We start from the raw sequence: 21,404 nt of genomic DNA, 5'->3' as shown, positions 1-21,404 counted from the left end.
CTCAGCGGCCCGCCAGCTCCAGCTCCAGCTTGCGCAGGTAGGCCAGGCGCTTCTCCAGTGACGGGTGGGTCGAGAAGAGCTCGGCGATACTGCTGCCCCGCAGCGCCGGCACGATGAAGAAGGCGTTGAGCGCCTCGGCCTGGCGCAGGTCCTGCGCCGGGATCCGCTCCATGACCCCGCTGATCTTCATCAGGGCGGAGGCGAGGTTGGAGGGCGCCCCGGTCAGGTACGCCGCCCCACGGTCCGCCGCGTACTCGCGGTATCGGGAGAGGGCCTGGATGAGCAGGTAGCTGACGAAGTAGACCACGAGCGAGACCAGGTAGATGATGACCCAGGCGTAGGCACCGCCTCCTCGCTCGTCGCGACGGTCGCCCCCCATGGGGACCCCCCAGTAGCCCAGCCACATCAGCTGCCGCGTCAGGAAGGCCGCCACCGTGGCGAAGAAGCTGGCGATGGTGATGACGGCGACATCACGGTTCTTGACGTGGGTGATCTCGTGGGCCAGCACCGCCTCGATCTCCGGCTTGCTGAGCCGGCGCATGAGGCCGCTGGTGACGGCCACCACGGCGTTGTTGGGATTGCGGCCCGTCGCGAAGGCGTTGGGCACGTCGGTGGGCACGATGGCCACGCGGGGCTTGGGCAGGTCGGCCAGGGCGGCCAGCCGCCCCACCATGTCGTGGAGCTCCGGCGCCTCCGATGGGCTCACCTCACGTGCGCCGGTGGACCAGAGCACGAGCTTGTCGGAGAGGTAGTACTGGGCCAGCAGCATGATGCCGACGAACACCGCGACGAAGGTGATGTCGACGCCGTAAGCCAGCATCACGCTGACGAAGAAGAGGTAGACAGCCCCCAGCAGCACCATGGTCAACAGCATGCGAGCCGTGAGACCGGCGTCGGCTGCCACACGCAGGGGTCGGGCCATCGCCAACCCATCCCTCCCGGATGTACGCTCGAGCGACGATGAGGGCCGCGTACGCGCAGGCCCGGCTACCATTTTACGCAATCGTCGTCGGCCCCACAATCGAGGTGCGGCTCGGCCCATCGCGAGGGACGCTAGGCCTGGCGCATCTCCTCCACGACCCGGCGAGCCGTGCGGCGTGCCCAGTCGTCCGCCCATCGCACGGCCTCGAGGGAGAGGACGCGAGCCGGCACGTGCCCATCCAACGTCTCCTGCACCACCGGCAGGATCCGGTCGAAGGCGAGCCGACCCGCCAGGAACGCCTCCACCGCCACCTCGTCGGCCGTGGACAGGACGGCGGGATAGGTGCTCCCGGCCTCGGCGGCGCGGCGGGCCAGCCGGATGGCGGGCGGCTCGGTCGCCTCGTCCAGCGGCTCGAAGGTGAGGGAGAGGGGCCCCCGCTCGGGCGCGTGCCCTTCGAACAGAGGCGCCGGGCCCCGGTACTCCCAGCGCTCGGGGTGGCTGAGGGCGAACAAGAGCGGCAGCCGCATGTCGGGCAGGCTCATCTGGGCCTTGATGGACCCATCCCGCAACTCGACCAGGGAGTGCACCACGCTCTGGCGGTGGACCACCACCCGGATGGCCGGGTAGGGGACGCCGAAGAGGTGGTGGGCCTCGATGATCTCGAAGCCCTTGTTGACGAGGGTGGCCGAGTCGATGGTGACCCGAGGGCCCATGCGCCAGGTGGGATGGGCCAGCGCCTGCTCGGGCGTGACGCTCCGCAGCCGCTGCGCGCTCCACCCCCAGAAGGGCCCGCCCGAGGCGGTCAGCCAGAGTCGCCGGATGGCACCGGGCCCGGTCACCGCCTCGCCCCCGCCGTCGCCGCCGGGTAGGGCGTGTCGCTCCCCGAGCAGGCTCTGCCAGACGGCCGAGTGCTCGGAGTCGACGGGCAGGAGCCGACCCTCTGCCACCAGGCGTGCCCCCGGCAGGAGCTCGCCGGCGGCCACCAGCACCTCCTTGTTGCCCAGCGCCACCCGCTTGCCGGCCTCGAGGGCGGCCAGGGTCGGGGCCAGCCCGGCCATCCCCACCGTCAGCACCACCACCAGGTCGACGTCGGGATGGACGGCCGCCTCCACCAGACCGTCGGGGCCGTGCACCACCCGGGCGGCTCCAGCGGCGTCGCGCAGGGCGTCGCCGATGGGGGCCGTTGCGTCGCCCACCGCGACCAGCTGTGGCCGAAAGCGCCGCACCTGCTGGCCCAGCAGCTCCTGGCGGCGCCCCGAGGCGGCCAGGGCCACCACCTGCAAGCGGTCGGCGAAGCGCTCGCACAGCTCCAGCACCTGGATCCCCAGCGAACCGGTGCTGCCGAGGACGGCCAGCCGCTTGGGGCCCGACGTGGCGCGTCGATCGTGCGGGACTGCCATCGGTCACGCTCCCCGCCGATTATAGCCGTCCGTTGCCGTAGCGGGAAGCGAGCCCGGGCCGGGCGAGGCCGCGACGAGGAGGGAGCGGGCGCCCAGGCCTTGGTCGGTCGCGCACCGAAGGGTTACGATGGGGGGGCGGCCCCGCCAGGGGCCGGCAGGAGGGGGCGAGCGCCGTGCAGCCGGATCAGGAGTGGATCCGGGAGCCTCGGGTGACGCTCATCGGCATCACCCGCTTCTTCAAGCCCGATCACATCGCCTGGGAGACCGACACCGACAACCCGGCCCAGCAGCTGGTGGAGTTCGCCGGGCGGCTTTGCTACCGATCCTTTCACAACCCGAGCCGGCGCACCAACGCCCAGTACATCGACAACCTCCTGACGCAGGGGCACCTGAGCGTCATCGAGCACGCCAGCGCCAGCCTCCTCATCGAGCACATCTCGCGGGCCTGCTCTCACGAGATCGTGCGACACCGCCACTTCAGCTACAGCCAGGTGAGCCAGCGCTATGTGGACGAAGCCAGCGCCCGCATGGTGCTGCCCCCGGGCCTGGCCGGCGACGAGGAGGCCGAGCGCATCCTGGGGGAGGTGGCGCAGGCGGCCCGCGACGCCTACGCGCGCCTGGTGGAGCGCCTGCGGGCTCGTTACGCCTCGGTGCCCGACCCTTCCCTGCGTCGCAAGGTGGCCCGGCAGGCCGCCCGCTCGGTGCTGCCCAACGCCACCGAGACGGCGCTGGTGATGACGGGCAACTTCCGCGCGTGGCGCCACTTCATCCGCATGAGGGCCTCCGTGCACGCCGATCCCGAGATCCGGCGGGTGGCCGTCGCCGCCCTGCGGATCCTGCAGGCCGAGGCTCCCGCGATCTTCGGTGACTTCGAGATCACGCGCACGCCCGACGGCGCCGAGGTGGCCGAGCCGCGGTACGCATGGGAGTGAGCGGCGTGGCCCGTGCGCTGCCCGACGGTGCCTGGAGCCGCCTGCGGGACGGCTGGGCCGAGGCCGGCGTGGGCAGCCGGTGCCTGTTCACGCTGGACCTCGAGGGCCGTCTGGTGGAGGCCTACCTGGACGGCGCGGGGGTGCGGCGCGGTCTGGACCAGCGCTTCCTGGAGCGGCGTCGCGACCCGCAAGCCTCCGGGCTCTCCCGCCGGGCCCGCCGGTGGCTGGCCCCCGGCGAGGCCCGGGAGTGGGTGGCGAGGGCCGTCGAGACCGTGGCGGCAGCCGCCCGGGCCGGTCACCCGGCCCTCCCGGTCATGGACTGGGAGGCGCTCGAGGCCGATGCCCGGCGCTTCCGCCAGGTCTACCGGCCCATCGGCATCCTGCCGCCCGACCAGTATCTGTCCGTGGTGCTCCAGTTGACCTGGGGCTGCTGGCACAACCGTTGCACCTTCTGCACCTTCTACCGGGACCGGCCGTTCGAGGTACGGCCCCTGGCCCGCTTCCGCCAGCACGTGGAGGAGGTGCGGGCCTTCTTCGGGGCGGGCCTGGCTCGCCGCCACACCATCTTCCTGGGCGACGCCAACGCCTTGCTGCTCCCGACCCGCCGGCTGGCCGCCGCGCTCGAGCTGGCGGGGCAGGCGCTGCCGGGGCGCGAGGTCTACGGCTTCCTCGACGCCTTCACCGGGCGACGCAAGCGGCCTGCCGAGTGGGCGGCGCTGGTGCGCGCGGGCTTGCGCGGCGTCTACATCGGCCTCGAGTCCGGCAGCGAGCGCCTGGTGCGGTGGCTGGAGAAGCCCGGGACCGTCGCCGACGCCCTGGCCACGGTGCGGGCCCTCAAGGAGGCAGGGGTGGGCGTCGGCATCATCCTGATGGTCGGCGCAGGGGGGCGGGCCTTCGCCGAGGAGCACGTGCGGGCCAGCATCGAGGTGGTCAACGCCATGGAGCTGGGCCCCGGCGACCGTCTCTACCTGTCGCCGCTGGTGGTGGCTCCCGGATCGCCCTACGAGGCCAGGGCCCGTGCCGACGGGGTCGTGCCCCTCTCCCCACGGGAGGAGCGGGAGCAGGCCGAGGCCCTGCTCTCGGGGATCCGGCTGGGACGGGGGGCTCGCTGGTCTTACTACTTCATCCAGGAGTTCGTCTACTGAGGCCCTCCCGGGCCCGGCGGCGACGGCAGGATTCCCCCATCACGGGGGCGAACGCTGGCGCAATCTTCGGCAGGGGGCTCGTGGAGAGGACATGCGTAGCGACGTCATCAAGCGGGGCATCGATCGGGCGCCCCATCGCAGTCTGTTGCGGGCCGTCGGGCTCACGGACCGGGACTTCGAGAAGCCCTTCATCGGCATCGCCAACTCGTACGTCGACATCGTGCCCGGCCACGCGCACCTGCAGGAGTTCGGCAAGCTCGTCAAGGAGGCGGTACGGGCAGCCGGCGGGGTGCCCTTCGAGTTCAACACCATCGGGGTCGACGACGGCATCGCCATGGGGCACGTCGGCATGCGCTACTCCCTGCCGAGCCGGGAGCTCATCGCCGACTCCGTAGAGACCATGGTGCGGGCGCACTGGTTCGACGGGCTCATCTGCATCCCCAACTGCGACAAGATCGTGCCGGGCATGCTGATGGCGGCGGCCCGCCTCAACATCCCCACCGTCTTCATCAGCGGGGGGCCCATGGCCGCAGGACGGCTCGACGGCCGTGCCGTGGACCTGATCTCCGTCTTCGAGGGCGTGGGGGCCGTCCAGGCGGGGCGCATCAGCGAGGCGGAGCTGCGTCGCCTGGAGGCGGCGGCCTGCCCGGGGTGCGGCTCGTGCTCGGGGATGTTCACCGCCAACTCCATGAACTGCCTCTGCGAGGCGCTGGGGGTGGCCCTGCCGGGCAACGGGACGGCGCTGGCCCTGACCCCCGAGCGGGAGGAGCTGGCCCGCCAGGCCGGACGGCGTATCATCGAGCTGGTCGAGCAGGACCTCAAGTTCCTCGACATCGTGGACGCCGACGCCATCGACAACGCCTTCGCCCTGGACATGGCCATGGGGGGCAGCACCAACACGGTGCTCCACACCATCGCGCTGGCCCACGAGGCGGGCATCGACTACCCGCTCGAGCGGCTCGACCAGCTGGCGCGGCGGGTGCCGCACCTGTGCAAGGTGAGCCCCGCCTCGCACTGGCACATCGAGGACGTGCACCGGGCCGGGGGCGTCCCGGCCATCCTCAAGGAGCTGGCCCGGGTGCCGGGGGTGCTGCACCTGGATAAGCCCACGGTCGCGGGCCGCTCCCTGGGGGAGCTGGTCGCCTCGGCCGAGGTGCGGGACGCCGAGGTGATCCGCCCCGTCGAGCGGGCCTACAGCCCGACCGGCGGGCTCGCCGTCCTCTTCGGCAACCTGGCTCCCGACGGGGCCATCATCAAGACGGGTGCGGTGGAGCCCGGCATCGAGTGGCACGAGGGGCCCGCCATCGTCTTCGACAGCGAGCAGGAGGCCATCGAGGGCATCAAGGCGGGCCGGGTCGAGGCGGGTCACGTGGTGGTGATCCGCTACGAGGGGCCGCGGGGCGGACCGGGCATGCCGGAGATGCTGGCGCCGACGTCCGCCATCGTGGGGATGGGCCTGGGCACCCGGGTGGCGCTGGTGACCGACGGGCGCTTCTCGGGCGGCACGCGGGGCCTGTGCGTGGGGCATGTCTCGCCAGAGGCGGCCGAGGGCGGCCCCCTGGCCCTGGTCCAGGACGGCGATCCCGTCCGGATCGACCTCCGCAGCCGGCGCATCGACGTCCTGGTCGACGACGCGGAGCTGGCGCGTCGGCACGAGCGCTGGCAGCCTCCGGCGCCGCGCTTCGAGCGTGGCTGGCTGGCCCGCTACGCCCGCATGGTCACCTCGGCCAGCACCGGGGCGGTGCTGCGCGTTTGACGGGGCTGCACCTCTATCCCGTCGTGGGCCTGCCCGTCGTCGAGCCGGGCGACGACGTGGCCGAGCTGCTGGCGAGCGCCTTGCGCGGGCAGGGGCTGCAGTTGCGCCAGGGCGACGTGCTGGTGGTCGCCCACAAGGTGGTCTCCCGAGCCGAGGGGCGGCTGGTCGCCCTCGAGGATGTGGAGCCCTCGCCGGCCGCCCGCTCCCTGGCCGCCGAGTCGGGCAAGGATCCGCGCCTGTGCGAGCTGATCTTGCGCGAGTCGCAGGCCATCGTGCGGGTGCGCCCCGGGCTCGTCATCGCGCGGCACCGGCTGGGCTTCGTCTGCGCCAATGCCGGCATCGACCGCTCCAACGCCGGCGGCGAGGGCGAGACCGTCCTGCTGCTGCCGGAGGATCCCGACGGGAGCGCGCGGCGGTTGCGCTACGACCTCTACCGCAAGACAGGCGTGGCCCCGGCCGTCATCATCGCCGACAGTCACGGCCGACCCTTCCGGGAGGGGGCGGTCGGCGTCTGCATCGGGGTAGCAGGCATGGGGCCGGTCCTCTCCGAAGTGGGCAGGCAAGATCTGTTCGGCTACACGCTGCGCAGCACCCTGGAGGCCGTGGCGGACGAGCTGGCCTCAGCGGCCACGCTGGTGATGGGGCAGGCCGACGAGGGGATCCCGGCGGTGGTGGCACGGGGCTTCTTCGAGGCCCGCCGGGCCATCCAGATCGCGGGGGAGGGCGAGGCGACGGCAGCCAGGCTGGTGCGGCCCGCCGAACGGGATCTCTTCCTGTGAGAGGGGAGCGCGACGTCGTGCACCTGGCCACCATCCTTCGCGGTGACGAAGCCCATCTCGTGGTACGCCTCGATGCCTACATGGTGGACGTGACGAGGGCCGCCCGGCTGCCGCGCTGGAGCGGTCAGGGCCTGCCCCTCAGCCTCAAGCGGTTGGTCGACGCCTTCGCCGCCGGCGACCCGGGCCCCATGGAGGCGGTGCGCCGGCTGGTGGAGGCCGCCCGCGCCGGCGAGCATGACGAGCTCATCGAGGCCGACGCCCCCTCCATCGTCTGGCTGCCCCCGCTGGTCCCCTCCAAGATGATCGCCATCGGGCTCAACTACTGGGACCACTGCCGGGAGCAGCACGTGGAGCCGCCCCGCCAGCCGGTGCTCTTCCCCAAGTGGCCCAACGCCCTCAATGCGCACCGCCGCCCCATCGTCCTGCCCGAGGGCAGCACCCAGGTCGACTTCGAGGCGGAGCTGGCGGTCATCGTGGGTCGCCGCTGCAAGGGGCTCCCGGCGGAGCGGGCCCTGGAGGCGGTCTTCGGCTATACCACGTTCAACGACGTGACGGCCCGAGACTTCCAGAAGGGCGACGGCCAGTGGGGACGGGGCAAGTCGCAAGACACCTTCGCCCCCGTCGGCCCCTGGGTCGCCACCGCCGACGAGATCGCCGACCCTCAGGCCCTGCGCATCGCCTGCCGGGTCAACGGGGTCACCTACCAGGCGTCCACGACGGCCGAGATGATCTTCCCGGTGCGCGAGCTGATCGCCTTCATCGCCCGGGGCATCACGCTGCTCCCCGGCGACCTCATCGCGACCGGCACGCCGCACGGGGTAGGGGTCTACCGCACGCCGCAGGTCTTCCTGCGGTCGGGCGACCAGGTGGAGGTCGAGATCGAGCGCATCGGGCGGCTGGTCAACCCCGTCGTGGCACCGGGGGAGGCGGGCATGCTGGAGCTGCCGTCTCGCTGGCCGCTCTGACCGGGGCGGGGGTGGAGCCGGTGACGGGCCGTCAGGGCACCTGCAGCACCACCTTGCCGAAGTGGCGGCGCTCCTCCACGATGCGGTGAGCCTCGGCGGCCTGCGCGAGGGGCAGCACCCGGTCCACCACGGGCTGGAGGCGGCCCTGCTCGACGAAGGGCAGCAGGCGCAACAGCTCACCCTTGCTCCCCATGTAGGAGCCCAGGATCTGCAATTGCCGCGAGAAGACGTAGCGGATGTCGGTGAGCCCCTCGTAGCCTGTGGTAGCGCCGCAGGTGACCAGGCGACCGCCGTGCGTCAAGCTGCGCAGGCTCCTCTCCCACGTGGCCTGGCCGACGTGCTCGAAGACGACGTCGACCCCGCGCCGGCCGGTCAGGGCGCGCACCTCCTCGTCGACGGCCTGCCGGTGGTGGTCGAGGACGACGTCGGCCCCCAGGCGCTGGGCCCGTGCCACCTTGTCGGCGCTGCCCACCGTGGCGATGACGTGCGCGCCCAGGAGCCTGGCGATCTGGATGGCCGCCGACCCGACGCCGCTGCCGGCCCCCCAGACGAGCACCGTCTCGCCCGGCTGCAGCCGGGCCAGGGTGACCAGCATGTGCCACGCGGTCAGGAAGACGAGCGGCACCGCAGCCGCCTCCACGAATTCGAGCCGCCCGGGCATGGCGATGACGTTGGCGGCCGGCACCACCACGTACTGGGCGTACCCGCCGTCGGTGCGGTTGCCCAGCACCTCGTAGTGCGGGCAGAGATTGTCGCGGCCCTCCAGGCAGGCCCGGCAACGGCCGCAGCTGATGCCGGGGTTGACGATCACCCGCGCACCCGGGTCCAGCCCGGCCACTCCCGGGCCGAGCGCGTCGACCTCGCCCGCCACGTCGGCGCCCGGGATGCGCGGCAGCGGCACCGTGCGCCCCGGCAGGCCTCGGCGGTTCCAGAGGTCCAGGTGGTTGAGGGCCACGGCCCGTACCCGGATCCGCACCTGACCGGGGCCCGGCTCCGGGACGGGTACCGTCTCCAGCTCCAGCACCTCGGGCCCTCCGTGCCGGTGAAACCGCACCGCCTGCATGGTCGCCGTCGCCACCGCGGCTGCACCCCCTTCGTGGTCGGTATGTGGGTTTGTCGATCCCCGGCCGATCCCTGCCCAGGAGTCGGGCCGGCCCGGGGCGAACTCGGCGCGCCGTGAGCATGCGGACCTGCGGGGGGAGGGCGTCCATGCCGGCGAGGGCGACGCGGATGGATGCGGTGGGCACGGAGACGGCCTTCGAGGTGCTCGCACAGGTCAAGCGCCTCGGGGCCACGGGTCGCAAGGTGTACAACTTCGCCATCGGCGAGCCCGACTTCGACACACCCGACTCCATCAAGCAGGCGGGCATCGCCGCCATCCGGGAGAACCACACCCACTACTCGCCGTCGGCGGGGATCGCGCCGCTCAGGGAGGCGATCGCCCGCCACGCAGGGCGGCTGCGGGGGCTTTCGCTATCGCCCGACGAGGTGGTGGTGACGCCGGGGGCCAAGCCCATCATCTACTACACGCTGCTGGCCTGTGTGGACCCGGGCGACGAGGTGATCTACCCCAACCCGGGCTTTCCCATCTACGAGTCGGCCATCCGGCTGGCCGGCGCCGTGCCGGTGCCGGTCTACCTGCGGGAGGAGCGGGGTTTCGCCTTCGACCCGGCGGAGCTGGCCGAGCGCATCACCGACCGCACGCGCCTGGTCATCCTCAACTCCCCCCACAACCCCACGGGGGGCGTGCTGGGTGCCGACGTGCTGTCGGAGGTGGCGCGGCTGGCCATCGAGCACGATCTGTGGGTGCTGTCCGACGAGATCTACTCCCGCATCGTCTTCGACCGGCCCTTCTCCAGCATCGCCTCCCTGCCCGGCATGCGCGAGCGCACCGTCATCCTCGACGGCTTCTCCAAGACCTACGCCATGACCGGCTGGCGGCTGGGCTACGGGATCATGCCGGTGCCCATCGCCGAGGCGGTGGCGCGGCTGGTGACCAACGTGGAGTCCTGCACCGCTACCTTCACCCAGATGGCCGGGGTGGCCGCGCTGGAGGGGTCGCAGGAGCCGGTGCGCGAGATGGTGGCCGAGTTCGCCGCGCGCCGGGACCTGGTGGTGGGGCTCCTCAACGAGGTGCCGGGCGTGCGGGTGGGGGTTCCGGCGGGGGCCTTCTACGTCTTCCCCAACGTGACGGAGGCGTGTCGCCGGGTGGGGGCGCCCGACGCGCGCACGTTCGCCTCCCGGCTGCTGGAGGAGGCGGGGGTGGCGGTGCTGGCACGGACGGCCTTCGGCACCCCAGCCCCTGACGAGGACCAGCAGTTCGTGCGCCTCTCCTATGCGGCCTCGCGTGAGCAGCTGCGCGAGGGCATCCTCCGCATGCGCCGGTGGGTGGAGCGGGGCGGGCGCGCGTGATCTTCCTGAGCGAGGCCGACGTCGCCCGCCTCGTGACCGTGGACGACGCCCTGGAGGCCGTGGAGGCGGCCTTTCGCCTCCAGGCGGCGGGACAGGCTCGCGGGGTGGCCCTCGAGGACGTGGCGCTGGGCGCAAGGTCTCGATGGGGGTCCTGCTAGGGCGCGGGTGCCTCGGGCACCAGCTCGCCACCCTCGTACACCTCGATGCGTCGTACGACCGGCCGCAGGGTGAGGATGACGTGCCGGCGCTCGCCGGGGGACAGGGTGACGGTCGCCTCGGCGGGGTCCGGCACGTAGAGCGGGGGCAGCCCCTCGGGTCGCAGTCGCAGACGGTAGACCCCGGGCAGGAGTCCCTCGAGCGAGAAGCTGCCGTCCGTCGCCGTCAGTACCGTGCGGGTGCCCGAGTCGCCGATGGCCTCGACGACCAGATCCCCGACCGAGACGGGGGGAGGGGCGACGACGGTTGCGGGAGCATCCCCGGATCGCCCCGGCGTCCTCCCGTCGAGGGCCACCTCCACGTGGCCCCACACGCGGGCGGGCGTCACCAGCCGGAAGGTCTGCTGCAGGCGCTGGCGGGGCGCGACCGCGACCCGCCAGGGTGTCTGCGGCAGGCTCCAGACCTCTTTCTCGACGGGCCCGGTGCGCAGCGTCAGGTAGTAGACGCCGGGGCTGACGGCGGGGAAGTCGAAGCGGCCGTCGCGGTCGGTGACGGCCGAGAGGGTGCCCAGGCGCACCACCACTCCCGGCACCGGGGCGCCATCGGCGTCGACGACGCGACCCTCCAGGCTCCCCACGTCGGGGCGCTTGCCCGTCGGCAGCTCCAGGGGTGCCTGGTAGGTGGCCTTGAGCTGCCACGACCAGGGAGACACGTCCGTGCGGGCGGCCTGCAGCGTGAGCCGGAGCCCGGCTGCGGCCGGCGGCTGGTAGCGCAGGTCGACGGAGGCGGTCTGCTCGGCCGTGGGGCCGCCCTTCCACCCCGTCGTCACTGCGATGGAGATGGAGCGGGGGAGTCGCCACCGCCATTGCACGCCCCCCGAGAGGTGAAAGCCGCCCGTCTGCTCTCCCTCCACCGGGCGCTCCACCCGGAGGAACGGTCCCACGCTGGCCGCGCCGACGGGCAGGTAGGCCGACAGGCCGTAGCCCCAGGAGGCGGACCGGGGGCCCTCCGGCAGATCCTGCCATCGGGCGTAGGCGATCTCCTGGCCCACCAGCGCCCCCCCGTCCATGTGGTGGCTGACGTAGAGCCGCGTCTCGTCCATCCGTTGCCGGACGTGGGTGGCCTCGCTGGCCTGTTCGCGACGCCCGAGCTCGAGGCTCAATCCCGTGCTGCCGCCCCTGTGGCCCGTGAGCCGCAGTCGGTGCTCGGCCGTCGTGGCGGCGGTGCCGCTCCCCGGCGCCCCTGAGAGGGCTTCGCGCACGGTCCCCGAGAGTCGCCACGACGCGGGGAGGTCCACCGCCAGGGTGGCCTCGCGCTGGCGCTCGCCCGCCGGACGGCCTGCGTACCCGGCCTCGCGGTCGTCCCAGCGGGCCGAGAGGCTCCAGCCGGCAAGGGCGAGCGTGGCGTCCGTCCGCAGGGCGTGGGAGGTGCACCCCGTCTCGAGCCGACCGGTGCAGCCCGCCTCGGCCTCCAGGTAGAGGCGTTGCCAGGGGGTGATCCGGGCGGTGGCCGACGCCACCACCTCCCCCGTCTCCGGCAGGGTGGCCAGCTGGAGCGAGGCGTCGTGCACGCCGTCGAGGGCGTAGGCGAGGCGGGCGCCCAGTCCCACGCCGTGGGGGGTCGCCATGGCCTGCAGCACCGACTCCCAGGGGCCACCCCGGACGCGCACGTCGAGGCCGTCGCCTCGCCGGTCGAAGCGGGTGAGGGGCGACAGCGAGAACGGCTGTCGGCCTGCCGTCACCGTCAGCCAGGGGAGGCGGTAGGTCAGTCGGGCCGCCTGGCTCGACACGTCGACGGCCAGCGTCCCGTCACCGCTCTCCCGGAGGCGGCCGCTCCCCACCAGGCTCCAGTCGAGGCCCGGGCCGGAGGGCGTGGCGTGGCTCGTCCAGGTGGCCGTCAGGGGAAACCACCGGTAGGCCGCTCGAAGCGGGGCCGTGCGTGCCACCACCTCCACCGACGCGGCAGCCGCGGCCCGGACCTCGGGGTCGTCCTCGCTGGAGACGGCCAGCACGACCCGGTGGTAGACGGTGCGAGCGAGCGCGGAGGGCACCTCCACCGAGACCGTGACGACCGCCGACTGCCCGGGCTCGAGCCGCAGCGCCCCTGGCTGGGCCCGGATCGCGAGCCCCAGGTTGTCGCTCGCCTGCACGTGAATCCGTTCGAACCGGTTGCCGGCGTTGCGCACGACGAAACGGAGCCGATAACCCTCGGCGACGACGTAGGCCGGCGACTCCAGGAGGGCCACGTCGAGCCTCCCGATGGCCGGCACCGTCAGCCGGAAGCGCACCGGGGCCGAGACCCCATGGAACGCGTCCCGCCACGTGACGGCCACCTCGTACGAGCCGGCCGGGACCGACGGGCCGGGCCGCACCGCTATGAGCGCCGTGCGCCAGGTGCGAGGGGCCAGCTGTACGGCCGGAGGGGGCACGATCAGCTCCCAGCCCGGCGGCGCCTCGGCGCTGGGCGTCAGCTCCAGCGGGACGGAGCCCGCGTTGTCGAGACGCGCGAGGAGCGCGACCGGCGAGCCGGGCGCCGCCGTGACGGGACCCGTCAGCGGCCGCGCCAGGACCGCCGGCCCAGGGCGCTCCATCGGCCACGGGGGCCGCCGCCATCGCGCCGCGGTTGACCGGGAGCGAGACGGCCAGCAGCGCTGCCAGCAAGAGGCCCCCGGCCGCCTCCCGTCCGCGCCCGGGCAGCGACGGGCACTCAGTGGGAGCCCGCGACGAACCGGTAGTGAGCGGCGAAGACATGGGCATCGCCGTTGTCGGCGACGAGGAGGACCTCGTAGGGGCCCGGGGGCAGCGAGCCCAGCTCGAGGCGCTGGCGTGCCACGTCACCCGGGTAGAGGTGGGCCGGTGCCCCATCCACGCGCGTCGCCAGGCGGCCCTCCTGGTCGTAGAGTTCGAGCCAGACCTGCGGCCGCAGCCATCTCACGCCCTCGTTGACCATGTCGACCTGGAGCGCCAGGCCACCGGCATCCTCCAGCAGGCGGGGACGCACGAAGGCGAGGCGCGCCTCGCCCGGGCCGTCGATGTCGGTGACGAGGTGGATGGCGTAGCGCCAGACCTGCCGGATGCTGACCCGAGGGCCGTCGGGTGCCGGCGAGGCCGCCCCGGGCTCGGCCTCGCCGGGCTCCACCATCAGCGCGCTCCAGTAAGTGCCCGTCAGGGTGCCATCGGGAGGGACGCGGATGGCGTAGGCGACGGCCAGCTGCTCGCCGGGCGGGACGGTCACCGTCGACTGCCCGAGACGGATCCATGGAGCGTTGGAGCGGGCGTGGCTTCCCGGCTCGGCGTAGACGGGATGTCCCTGGTCGTCGGTGCGGTAATCCTGCAGATAGAGCCGCACCGTCTGGGGCCGGTCCTGGGGGTTGGCCAGCACCACCAGCCCCTCGACCGATTGACCGGGCTGGACCGTGTAGGCGTGCACCAGGTCGCCCATGAGGCCGATCCGGGGTTGAGCCCGGCCCTCGCCGGTGGCGGCCAGCGCCACCAGCAAAACGAGCCACGGCCAGGGACTACGGCGAGCCCGCCACAATGGTGTACACCACCGCCGTCATGTAGATGCCGGGCGGGACGTCGACGGAGATCCCCGACAGGCGTAGCCCGATCCCGACGTCGGACGGATTGCCGGACCCCCAAAAGAAGAGCGTGTCTTGCGTGCCCACCTCGACGAATGAACGGTCCGAGCACCGGTAGGGGCTCTGCACCGTACCTCCCCGTCCCTGGTCGGTCAGGCAGGCCTCGAGCGTGACCCCCGACGGCCACAGGCCGTCGACCCTCCGGATGAGCACCTGCCATCCCGGCGACCGGCCCCCCGCTCGGCGGATGGTGGCTCGAGCGACGGGCATCGGGCTCTCCCAGTCGGTCGGCAAGGCTGGCAGGTCCGATAGGGTCGGGACCCCCACACCCTCGACGGTCAGGGTCCAGTCGCCGGAGACGACGACCTGGGGGCCGGGAGCCGGGCCCGCCGCGGCGGAGACGCCCGCCAACCCCCAGACCGCCAGGGCTGCCATCAGCAGCCCGACCTCGCGCACGACGACCGGACCCGCCTCCGGCCCCTCAGGGGCCGATGGTCCAGGTCACGGTGGGGCTGTAGGTGCCGTAGCCGTCCAGATCGACGGCGACCGAGTAGGTGGCCTCGGCGATGCAGACCTTGTTGTGGATGCCGGTGACCAGGGGCTGCGCCGACGTGGTGAGCGGGACGCCGCCGCTCGGGATCTCTCCGCAGCTGCCGCTGCCGGCCTGCAGGCTGGGCGACGCCAGCTCAACCTTGAAGAGGCTGACCCACTCCGGCGGTGCCTCGTTGACGCCGACGGTGATCTTGACGGGACTGGTCCGGCTGGCGTTGGTCAGCCAGAGGACCGTGGCGGTGCCGCTCGCGACCTCCGAGACGTCGGACAGGGCGCCGCCGATCTCGGGGTCGCCGGGCCAGTGGGTCTGGTCGAACTCGAAGGTGATGGGGCCACCGGCCACGTTGACGAAGTTGATGGCAGGGACGTTGATGGTGATGCTCTGACTGGCGTTGGTGCTCTGACTGGCGGCCGCCGCGGCCGGGGCCGCGAGCAGGAGCAGCAGGGCGCCCGTCCACCACGCGCGCTTGTACACCGGGTCGCCTCCTCGCCGCATGGAGTTGGCGTGTCACGCGCCTCGGGAGATAGGACCTCGGCACTGGGACGCGAGTCCTATACCCGGGGCGTTGACCAAAGGATACCAAAGTCGCGCGGTCCTGGCAATGCCATCGCTTCGGTAGGTGGAGGGGCCCAGCAGGCTTCCGTGGGCGACCGGGACTTCAGTCCCGGGCGGGGCCTGCCAGCCGGGCGGCGACCCAGTCCAGGATACGGTCGGCCAGGCTCTCCTTGGCCACCAGGGGCACCTCGGTGCGGGTGCCGTCGGCTCCCAGCAAGATCGCGGCGTTGGTCTCCGACTCGAAGCCGGCCCCCGGTCGGGTGACGTCGTTGGCCACGATGAGGTCCACGCCCTTGCGCCGGAGCTTCTCCCGGGCCAAGTCCTCGAGCCGGCCCGTCTCGGCCGCGAAGCCCACCAGCACCTGCCCGGGGCGGCGGCGCTGCGCGAGGGAGGCCAGGATGTCGGGTACCGCCACCAGCTCCAGCAGCAGCCGCCGCCCTCCGGCGGCGTCTCCCCCGCCCGGGGCGCCGTCGGCCTCTCGCTTGATCTTGGCCTCCGACGGTGACACCGCCCGGAAGTCGGCGACCGCCGCCGCCATGACGACGGCGTCGACCTCGGGCAGCCACTGGTGGCACGCCGCCTGCATCTGCTCCGCCGTCTCCACCCGTACCACCTCGACGCCGGCCGGAGGCTCCAGCCAGGTGGGGCCCGAGACCAGCACCACCGAGGCCCCCCGATAGCGCGCCATGCGGGCCACCGCGTAGCCCATCTTGCCGCTGGAGCGATTGCTCAAGAAGCGCACGGGATCCAGCGGCTCCCGCGTCGGCCCGGCCGTCACCAGGATGCGCCGACCGAGGAGGTCCTTGACGGGGTGCAGCAGGCAACGGACCTCCTCGACGATGCGGTGCGGCTCCTCCATGCGGCCCCGCCCCTCGTGGCCCGTGGCCAGGGGGCCGTGGGCCGGGCCCACCACCACGTGCCCCCGGGCCCGCAATCGGCCCACGTTCTCCTGGGTCGCCGGGTGCTCCCACATCGCGTCGTTCATGGCGGGGGCCAAGAGCACCGGGGCCCGGCAGGCCAGGTAGGTGGTGGTCAACGCGTCGTCGGCGATGCCCGCCGCCATCTTGGCGATGACGTCGGCGGTGGCGGGAGCGATGCAGAGGAGGTCTGCCTTGCGCGCCAGCGTCACGTGGCTCATGACGACCCGCGGATGAGGCTCGAAGAGGTCGGTGATGACGGGATTGTAGGAGAGCTCGCGGAAGGTGGCGGGCCCCACCAGACGCGTGGCGGCGCGGGTCATCACGACGTGCACGTCCGCCCCCAGGCGGGCCAGCCGCCGCACCACATCCACGGCCTTGTAGGCGGCGATGCCCCCCGAGACGCCCACCAGGATGGTGCGGCCGCCGAGGGGCTGCTCGTCGGGCAGGTACTTGCCTTCCAACGGATCTCCCTCTGTGGTAAAGTTCCCGGCGGAGGCGGGGGATCCTGGCGACGCTCGAGGGGCTGCCAGGCCTCTTTATCGGTCACTGGACCGACGCCGAGGCAGCCACGGGATGTACGGTGCTCCTCTTCCCGCGGGGAGCGGCGGCGGGCGTCGACGTGCGCGGCGGTGCGCCCGGCACCCGCGAGACCGACGTGCTCACCGCCGGCAACCTGGTCGATCGCATCCACGCCGTGCTCCTGACCGGTGGCAGCGCGTACGGGCTGGATGCGGCCTCGGGGGTCATGGCGTGGTGCGAGGAGCAGGGCGTGGGCTTCGAGACGCCCGCCGGCAGGGTGCCCATCGTGGTGGCCGCGGTGCTCTACGACCTGGACCTGGGCGACCCGTCCCGCCGCCCGGGTCCCGCGGAGGGGCGTGCCGCCTGCCGGGCCGCCACGTCGTCGCATCCCGCCAGCGCCGCCGCCATGCTGGGCAACGTAGGGGCAGGTGCCGGCGCGACGGTGGGCAAGCGCGCGGGGCCCGCGCACCGCATGAAGGGCGGTCTCGGCGTGGCATGGGGGCGGCTCGCCTCGGGCGAGGCCATGGCGGCCGTGGTGGCGGTCAATGCAGTCGGAGACGTCGTCGACCCCCGGACGGGCGAGTGGCTGGCCGGGGCCTACGACCGGGAGCGTCGACGCCCCCTGCCGGAGTGGGGCGCGACGGCGTCACCCCCGCTGGGGCCCGGCCAGGCGACGACGCTGGCCTGCGTCGTCACCGCACTGCCCGTGGAGGGCCCGGATCTGACGAAGGTGGCCACCATGGCCCACGACGGCATCGCCCGGGCCGTGCGGCCGTCGCACACGCTCTTCGACGGTGACGCGGTCTTCGCCGTCTCGGTGGGCGAGGGGCCTCGCTACGGCGGGCTCCCGAGGGCCGTGGCCGTCTCGCAGGCGGGTGCGCTGGCCGCCGACCTGGTGGCCGAGGCCATCGTAGCAGCCGTACGGTCCGCCCGAGGGGTGGCGGGGGTGCCTTCGATGTCCGACATCCGCGCAGCACAAACGAGGTGAAGACGTTGCAGGCAAGCCGCAGCATCACCGAGCTGATGGAGACGGCGCAGGAGGCGGTCGTCCGGGCGGGGCGACTGCTCCACGAGCACTGGAGGGAGTTCCTGGAGGCGGGTGTCGGCTTCAAGGGACCGGTGGATCTGGTCACCGAGGGCGACCGGAGGTCCGAGGCCACCATCCTCGAGGTGATCCGGTCTCGCTATCCCGACGACGCCATCCTGACCGAGGAGCGGGGGGCGGTGGGGCGGGAGTCGGAGTACCGGTGGCTGGTCGACCCGCTGGACGGGACCACCAATTACGCCCACGGGCTTCCCGTCTTCGCCGTCTCCGTCGCGGTGGAGCGACAGGGCCAGCTGCTGGCGGGCTCGGTCTACGAGCCGGCGACCGGACGGCTCTACGTGGCCGGGCGGGGTGAGGGCGCCCGGCGCGATGGCCGGGTGCTGCGCGTCTCCGGCACCCGGGAGCTGGACCGCAGCCTGCTGGCAACCGGCTTCGCCTACAACCTCCGCGAGACCGACGAGACCAACCTGGACCACTTCGACCACTTCTCCCGCCGGGCCCAGGGGATCCGCCGCCTGGGGGCCGCGGCGCTGGACCTGTGCTGGGTCGCGGAGGGGTGGTTCGACGGCTTCTGGGAGTACCGGCTGCACCCGTGGGACGTGGCCGCCGGCGTGCTGCTGGTCCAGGAGGCGGGAGGCCGGGTGACCGACTTCTTCGGCGCGCCCCTCGACCTTTGCCGACCGACCCTGGACGTGGTCGCCTCCAATGGCCAGATCCACGGAGCCATGCTCCGGGTACTGGAGCTGGGGCACACCGGGATGCACCGGGCGTCGAGCTCGACGCCGTGAGCGGCGATGGCGGGGTCGTCGGAACTGGGCGGCCGGGTGGCGATGGTGACCGGCGCCGGCCGCGGCATCGGGCGGGCCGTGGCCGTCGAGCTCGCCCGCCACGGAGCGCACTGCGCGCTGGTGGCGCGCACGGCCAGCGAGCTGGAGGAGACGGCCCGGCAGGTGCAGGCCACGGGGGGCCGGGCGCTGGCCCTGGTGGCCGACGTGCGGGATCCCCAGGCGGTGGAGGCGGCGGTCGAGACGGCATGGCGCTCCCTGGGGCCCGTCGAGATCCTGGTCAACAACGCCGGCGCCTTCGTGGCCCACGAGTTCCTGGCCACGCCCTACGAGAAGTGGCGCGGCATGCTGGAGGACAACCTGGCGGGGGTCGTCCACTGCTCACGGGCGGTGGCGCGGCGACTGGCGGCGGCCCGGCTGGGTGGGCGCTTCGTCAACGTCTCCTCCGTCAACGGCTCCTTTGGGGTCGGATGGTCGTCGGCCTATAATGTGGCCAAGGGTGCCATCGACCAGCTGACCCGCAGCCTGGCCGTCGAGCTGGCACCGTACGGGATCCTGGTCAACGGCGTGGCGCCGGGGTTCATCGATACCGCCATGTCGCGCGCCCGCGGCGAGAGCGACTTCGAGACCGAGGCGTTTCGCCGCTTCTACGTGGGGGAGCGACGGATCCCGCTGGCGCGCCCGGGGCGACCCGAGGAGGTGGCGGCGGCGGTGCTCTTCTTCGCCTCGCCGGCCTGCAGCTACGTGACGGGCCAGACGCTGTTCGTCGATGGCGGCCTCTCCATCACCTACTAGCGGCCGTTGGCGTCGGCCGCGGACGAGGAGGCGTGACGGTGGCCGGCGAGGGGATGCCGACCCGGGAGCAAGCCTGGCAGCTGTTGACGGAGTGGACGCAAAACCCCAATCTCCTCAAGCACGCCCTGGCCGTGGAGGCCGCGATGCGAGCCTACGCCCGCCGCTTCGGCGAGCCCGAGGATGCGTGGGCTCTGGCAGGGCTGCTCCACGACCTCGACTACGAGCGCTACCCGCAGCTCGAGGTGCACCCCCTCCAGGGGGTCGAGGAGCTGCGCCGGCGCGGCTACCCCCCCGACGTGATCGACGCCATCCTGGGCCACAACAGCTACCATGGCCATCCGCGCCGCACGCCCATGGCGCGGGCGCTGTTCGCCTGCGACGAGCTGACCGGCTTCATCGTGGCCGTGGCGCTGGTGCGACCCAACCGGGATCTCGACGACGTCACCGTGGAGGCCGTCAAGAAGAAGTTCAAGGACAAGGCCTTCGCCCGTGGCGTCAACCGGGAGGACATCTTCCTGGGCGCCGAGGAGCTGGGCGTGCCCCTCGACGAGCACATCCAGACCGTCATCGACGCCATGCGCTCCGTCAAGGACGTCCTGGGGCTCGACGGCAAGGCGTCCGGCTGAGCCGCCGGCCCGAGGCCGGCGCCATCCGTCGCCGGCGGGCACATCCAGGCCTTGTCAGGGCGGCACCGCGGCCCGATACTCGAATCGGGCCGCAGCGCCGCCCGCGGCGGCCCCCTCCGCGTCGGCTCCCGCGAGGAGCGGGAGGCGTCGCGCGTGCATCGACCGAGACGAGCTCCGGCGGGTCGCCCCCATCCGCGATGGCTCGCTGCGCCCGCGCTGCTGGCGCTGGCCGTCGTCCTCTCCGGCTGTTGGCCTGCTCGCATCCTGGGGCTGCGTCCCGAGCGGGCCGCGGGCCCCGTCGCCGTCTCGCTGGCCGTGCCGGCCTCGGCCTTCGAGACCGGGCCCGGGCAGAGCCCTCCGGCCACCCTGCGCGTCAGCCTGGTCAAGGACGCGCGCCTGATGGTGCAGGAGCGGGCCCTGCAGGCGCCGGAGGGAGACGAGGCGGTGGCGACTTTCGTCTTCGACCAGGTCTACGAAGGTCGCTGGGAGGTGGCCGGCGAGCTACTCGACGCCGAGGGTGACGCCGTCTACGCCGGGGCGACCCGGCTCTACGTCACCGCGGGGGAGACGGCGACGGTACGGCTGACGCTGGCAGCCCGCCCGGCCCTGCTCAGGACCCAGATCGACCTGAGCGGGTACGACCGGCAAGCCCTGGTGACCGCCGCGGGCGTCCACCTCAAGGGGCCCTCCACCGCCTACCTCAAGGCGTCCCGGCCCGGCCGCGACCTGGTCTGGAGCTTCGACCGTGAGCGGCAGCCCGGCACCTACGACCTGCGGCTGGTGCTCTATCAGGATGGGGGCGCCATCGAGTACTCACGGGAGTACACGAGCGTCGTGCTGCTGCCCGGCAAGACGACCGCCCTGCGATGGCGGCCGGCGACGGGCGGAGCCATCGTCATCGGCGAGATCGACTGGGTGCCGGCGGCGCCCGGCGACGTGACGTGTCAGGTCCTGCCATCGGAGGCGGCGCTACGGGTCGCCTGGTCGCCGCCGCCCGACCCCGACGTGGCCGGCTACCGCGTCTACCTGCGGCCCCCGGAGGGCTCCCTGCGGCTGGCGGAGGAGGTGACGGCCGGGGCGTCGCAGGTGACGCTGACCGACCCCACCCTGCCCTGGCAGGCGGGCGGTGCGGTCTACGTCGGCGTCACCGCCGTGGACCTGGCCGGCCAGGAGAGCCTGCACGCCCCGGGCTGGTGCGAGATCCCCGGCCCATCCGGCCCGGCGTCAGTCGTCGAGCGAGGAGCCGGATGAGCCGACCGACGACTCCTCCTTCTTGGCGGCGTCCTTGTACGACTTGCTGCGGTAGTCGGTGACGTGGAAGCCGGACCCCTTGAACAGGATGTTGACGTTGCGGCTGATGAGGCGCTCCACGGGGCCTCCACACGTGGGGCACGCCTGAAGGGGCGACTCGGTGATGGCCTGGAAGGCCTCGAAGGTCCCGCACCGCTCACACCGATACTCGTACGTCGGCATCGCTCATGCAGCACCTCCGCTCGATGGTCGGCCTCTGCGGGCGAGGTCGTCGCAAAACAAGGCGGCCTGCCCCCCGCGCCCGTCAC

Annotated in this window: 21 protein-coding genes; 12 read left to right on the top strand and 9 right to left on the bottom strand. The window is 73.0% G+C overall.

Annotated features, from left to right (window positions below; translation table 11 throughout):
* Position 1: 1 nt before the first annotated feature.
* Entirely contained in the window at positions 2 to 922 is a 921-nt protein-coding gene (gene htpX, locus VLY81_RS11505; protein ID WP_324668325.1) for a zinc metalloprotease HtpX, read from the bottom strand.
* A 131-nt stretch (positions 923 to 1,053) separates the two neighbouring features.
* Positions 1,054 to 2,322: a 1-deoxy-D-xylulose-5-phosphate reductoisomerase gene (gene dxr / locus VLY81_RS11500; protein WP_324668324.1), complete on the bottom strand. Its 1,269-nt coding sequence runs from the start codon at positions 2,320 to 2,322 to the stop codon at positions 1,054 to 1,056.
* Between the two features lie 173 nt (positions 2,323 to 2,495).
* On the opposite strand from dxr, the gene thyX reads away from it, so the two are divergent.
* The 5 genes from thyX to VLY81_RS11475 all read left to right on the top strand — a co-directional run bounded on the left by thyX (position 2,496) and on the right by VLY81_RS11475 (position 7,899).
* A complete protein-coding gene (thyX, locus tag VLY81_RS11495) occupies positions 2,496 to 3,254 on the top strand; it encodes an FAD-dependent thymidylate synthase (protein ID WP_324668323.1) in 759 nt (252 codons plus the stop codon).
* Complete coding sequence (locus VLY81_RS11490; protein WP_324668322.1) at positions 3,245 to 4,399, top strand: radical SAM protein; 1,155 nt, start codon at positions 3,245 to 3,247, stop codon at positions 4,397 to 4,399. Before thyX ends, VLY81_RS11490 begins: the two co-directional genes overlap by 10 nt.
* A 91-nt stretch (positions 4,400 to 4,490) precedes the next feature.
* Complete coding sequence (gene ilvD, locus VLY81_RS11485; RefSeq protein ID WP_324668321.1) at positions 4,491 to 6,155, top strand: dihydroxy-acid dehydratase; 1,665 nt, start codon at positions 4,491 to 4,493, stop codon at positions 6,153 to 6,155.
* Complete coding sequence (gene cofE / locus VLY81_RS11480; RefSeq protein ID WP_324668320.1) at positions 6,152 to 6,934, top strand: coenzyme F420-0:L-glutamate ligase; 783 nt, start codon at positions 6,152 to 6,154, stop codon at positions 6,932 to 6,934. The genes ilvD and cofE overlap by 4 nt, the downstream gene beginning before the upstream one ends.
* A complete protein-coding gene (locus VLY81_RS11475) occupies positions 6,931 to 7,899 on the top strand; it encodes a fumarylacetoacetate hydrolase family protein (protein ID WP_324668319.1) in 969 nt (322 codons plus the stop codon). The genes cofE and VLY81_RS11475 overlap by 4 nt, the downstream gene beginning before the upstream one ends.
* 31 nt (positions 7,900 to 7,930) lie before the next feature.
* Here VLY81_RS11475 and VLY81_RS11470 read toward each other — a convergent pair whose 3' ends face one another.
* Positions 7,931 to 8,962 carry a zinc-binding dehydrogenase gene (locus VLY81_RS11470; RefSeq protein WP_405001377.1) on the bottom strand — a complete coding sequence of 344 codons (1,032 nt, stop codon included), beginning with the start codon at positions 8,960 to 8,962 and terminating at the stop codon, positions 7,931 to 7,933.
* 146 nt (positions 8,963 to 9,108) lie between these two features.
* Here VLY81_RS11470 and VLY81_RS11465 point away from each other — a divergent pair, with 146 nt between their 5' ends.
* The gene (locus VLY81_RS11465; RefSeq protein WP_324668317.1) at positions 9,109 to 10,311 is read left to right on the top strand and encodes a pyridoxal phosphate-dependent aminotransferase; all 1,203 of its coding nucleotides are present in this window, start codon (positions 9,109 to 9,111) and stop codon (positions 10,309 to 10,311) included.
* Positions 10,308 to 10,469 carry a hypothetical protein gene (locus VLY81_RS11460; RefSeq protein ID WP_324668316.1) on the top strand — a complete coding sequence of 54 codons (162 nt, stop codon included), beginning with the start codon at positions 10,308 to 10,310 and terminating at the stop codon, positions 10,467 to 10,469. Before VLY81_RS11465 ends, VLY81_RS11460 begins: the two co-directional genes overlap by 4 nt.
* On the opposite strand, the gene VLY81_RS11455 is transcribed toward VLY81_RS11460, so the two are convergent.
* The 5 genes from VLY81_RS11455 to coaBC all read right to left on the bottom strand — a co-directional run bounded on the left by VLY81_RS11455 (position 10,466) and on the right by coaBC (position 16,536).
* Positions 10,466 to 13,057 (bottom strand): carboxypeptidase regulatory-like domain-containing protein, encoded by a 2,592-nt coding sequence (locus VLY81_RS11455; protein WP_324668315.1) that lies wholly within the window; start codon positions 13,055 to 13,057, stop codon positions 10,466 to 10,468. The two genes, VLY81_RS11460 and VLY81_RS11455, sit on opposite strands and share 4 nt — an antisense overlap.
* Before the next feature lie 116 nt (positions 13,058 to 13,173).
* Entirely contained in the window at positions 13,174 to 13,965 is a 792-nt protein-coding gene (locus tag VLY81_RS11450) for a hypothetical protein (protein ID WP_324668313.1), read from the bottom strand.
* A gap of 19 nt (positions 13,966 to 13,984) precedes the next feature.
* On the bottom strand, positions 13,985 to 14,503 hold the full coding sequence (locus tag VLY81_RS11445) for a hypothetical protein (protein ID WP_324668312.1): 519 nt from the start codon (positions 14,501 to 14,503) through the stop codon (positions 13,985 to 13,987).
* A gap of 25 nt (positions 14,504 to 14,528) precedes the next feature.
* Positions 14,529 to 15,074 (bottom strand): hypothetical protein, encoded by a 546-nt coding sequence (locus VLY81_RS11440; RefSeq protein WP_324668311.1) that lies wholly within the window; start codon positions 15,072 to 15,074, stop codon positions 14,529 to 14,531.
* A gap of 184 nt (positions 15,075 to 15,258) precedes the next feature.
* Positions 15,259 to 16,536, bottom strand: a complete 1,278-nt coding sequence (gene coaBC / locus VLY81_RS11435) for a bifunctional phosphopantothenoylcysteine decarboxylase/phosphopantothenate--cysteine ligase CoaBC (RefSeq protein WP_324668310.1) — start codon at positions 16,534 to 16,536, stop codon at positions 15,259 to 15,261.
* Between the two features lie 119 nt (positions 16,537 to 16,655).
* Between coaBC and VLY81_RS11430 the strand changes: the two genes are divergently transcribed.
* From VLY81_RS11430 to VLY81_RS11410, 5 genes are all read left to right on the top strand, one after another.
* Positions 16,656 to 17,582, top strand: coding sequence for a P1 family peptidase (locus VLY81_RS11430; RefSeq protein WP_405001259.1), 927 nt, complete (start codon positions 16,656 to 16,658; stop codon positions 17,580 to 17,582).
* A complete protein-coding gene (locus VLY81_RS11425; RefSeq protein WP_324668308.1) occupies positions 17,579 to 18,427 on the top strand; it encodes an inositol monophosphatase family protein in 849 nt (282 codons plus the stop codon). Before VLY81_RS11430 ends, VLY81_RS11425 begins: the two co-directional genes overlap by 4 nt.
* Before the next feature lie 6 nt (positions 18,428 to 18,433).
* The gene (locus VLY81_RS11420; protein WP_324668307.1) at positions 18,434 to 19,219 is read left to right on the top strand and encodes an SDR family NAD(P)-dependent oxidoreductase; all 786 of its coding nucleotides are present in this window, start codon (positions 18,434 to 18,436) and stop codon (positions 19,217 to 19,219) included.
* Positions 19,220 to 19,272: 53 nt separating this feature from the next.
* Positions 19,273 to 19,845 carry an HDIG domain-containing metalloprotein gene (locus VLY81_RS11415; RefSeq protein WP_405001376.1) on the top strand — a complete coding sequence of 191 codons (573 nt, stop codon included), beginning with the start codon at positions 19,273 to 19,275 and terminating at the stop codon, positions 19,843 to 19,845.
* A gap of 153 nt (positions 19,846 to 19,998) precedes the next feature.
* Positions 19,999 to 21,096, top strand: coding sequence for a fibronectin type III domain-containing protein (locus tag VLY81_RS11410; RefSeq protein ID WP_324668304.1), 1,098 nt, complete (start codon positions 19,999 to 20,001; stop codon positions 21,094 to 21,096).
* Here VLY81_RS11410 and VLY81_RS11405 read toward each other — a convergent pair.
* A complete protein-coding gene (locus VLY81_RS11405) occupies positions 21,070 to 21,318 on the bottom strand; it encodes an FmdB family zinc ribbon protein (RefSeq protein ID WP_324668303.1) in 249 nt (82 codons plus the stop codon). The genes VLY81_RS11410 and VLY81_RS11405 overlap by 27 nt on opposite strands.
* Positions 21,319 to 21,404 lie beyond the last annotated feature (86 nt).

Origin of the sequence: Limnochorda sp. LNt (assembly GCF_035593265.1) — a bacterium.
In the GTDB taxonomy this organism is placed as follows: Bacteria; Bacillota; Limnochordia; order Limnochordales; family Geochordaceae; genus Geochorda; species Geochorda subterranea.
Note: the sequence above shows the minus strand (reverse complement) of the source record. Positions and strands in the feature narration are given on the sequence as shown.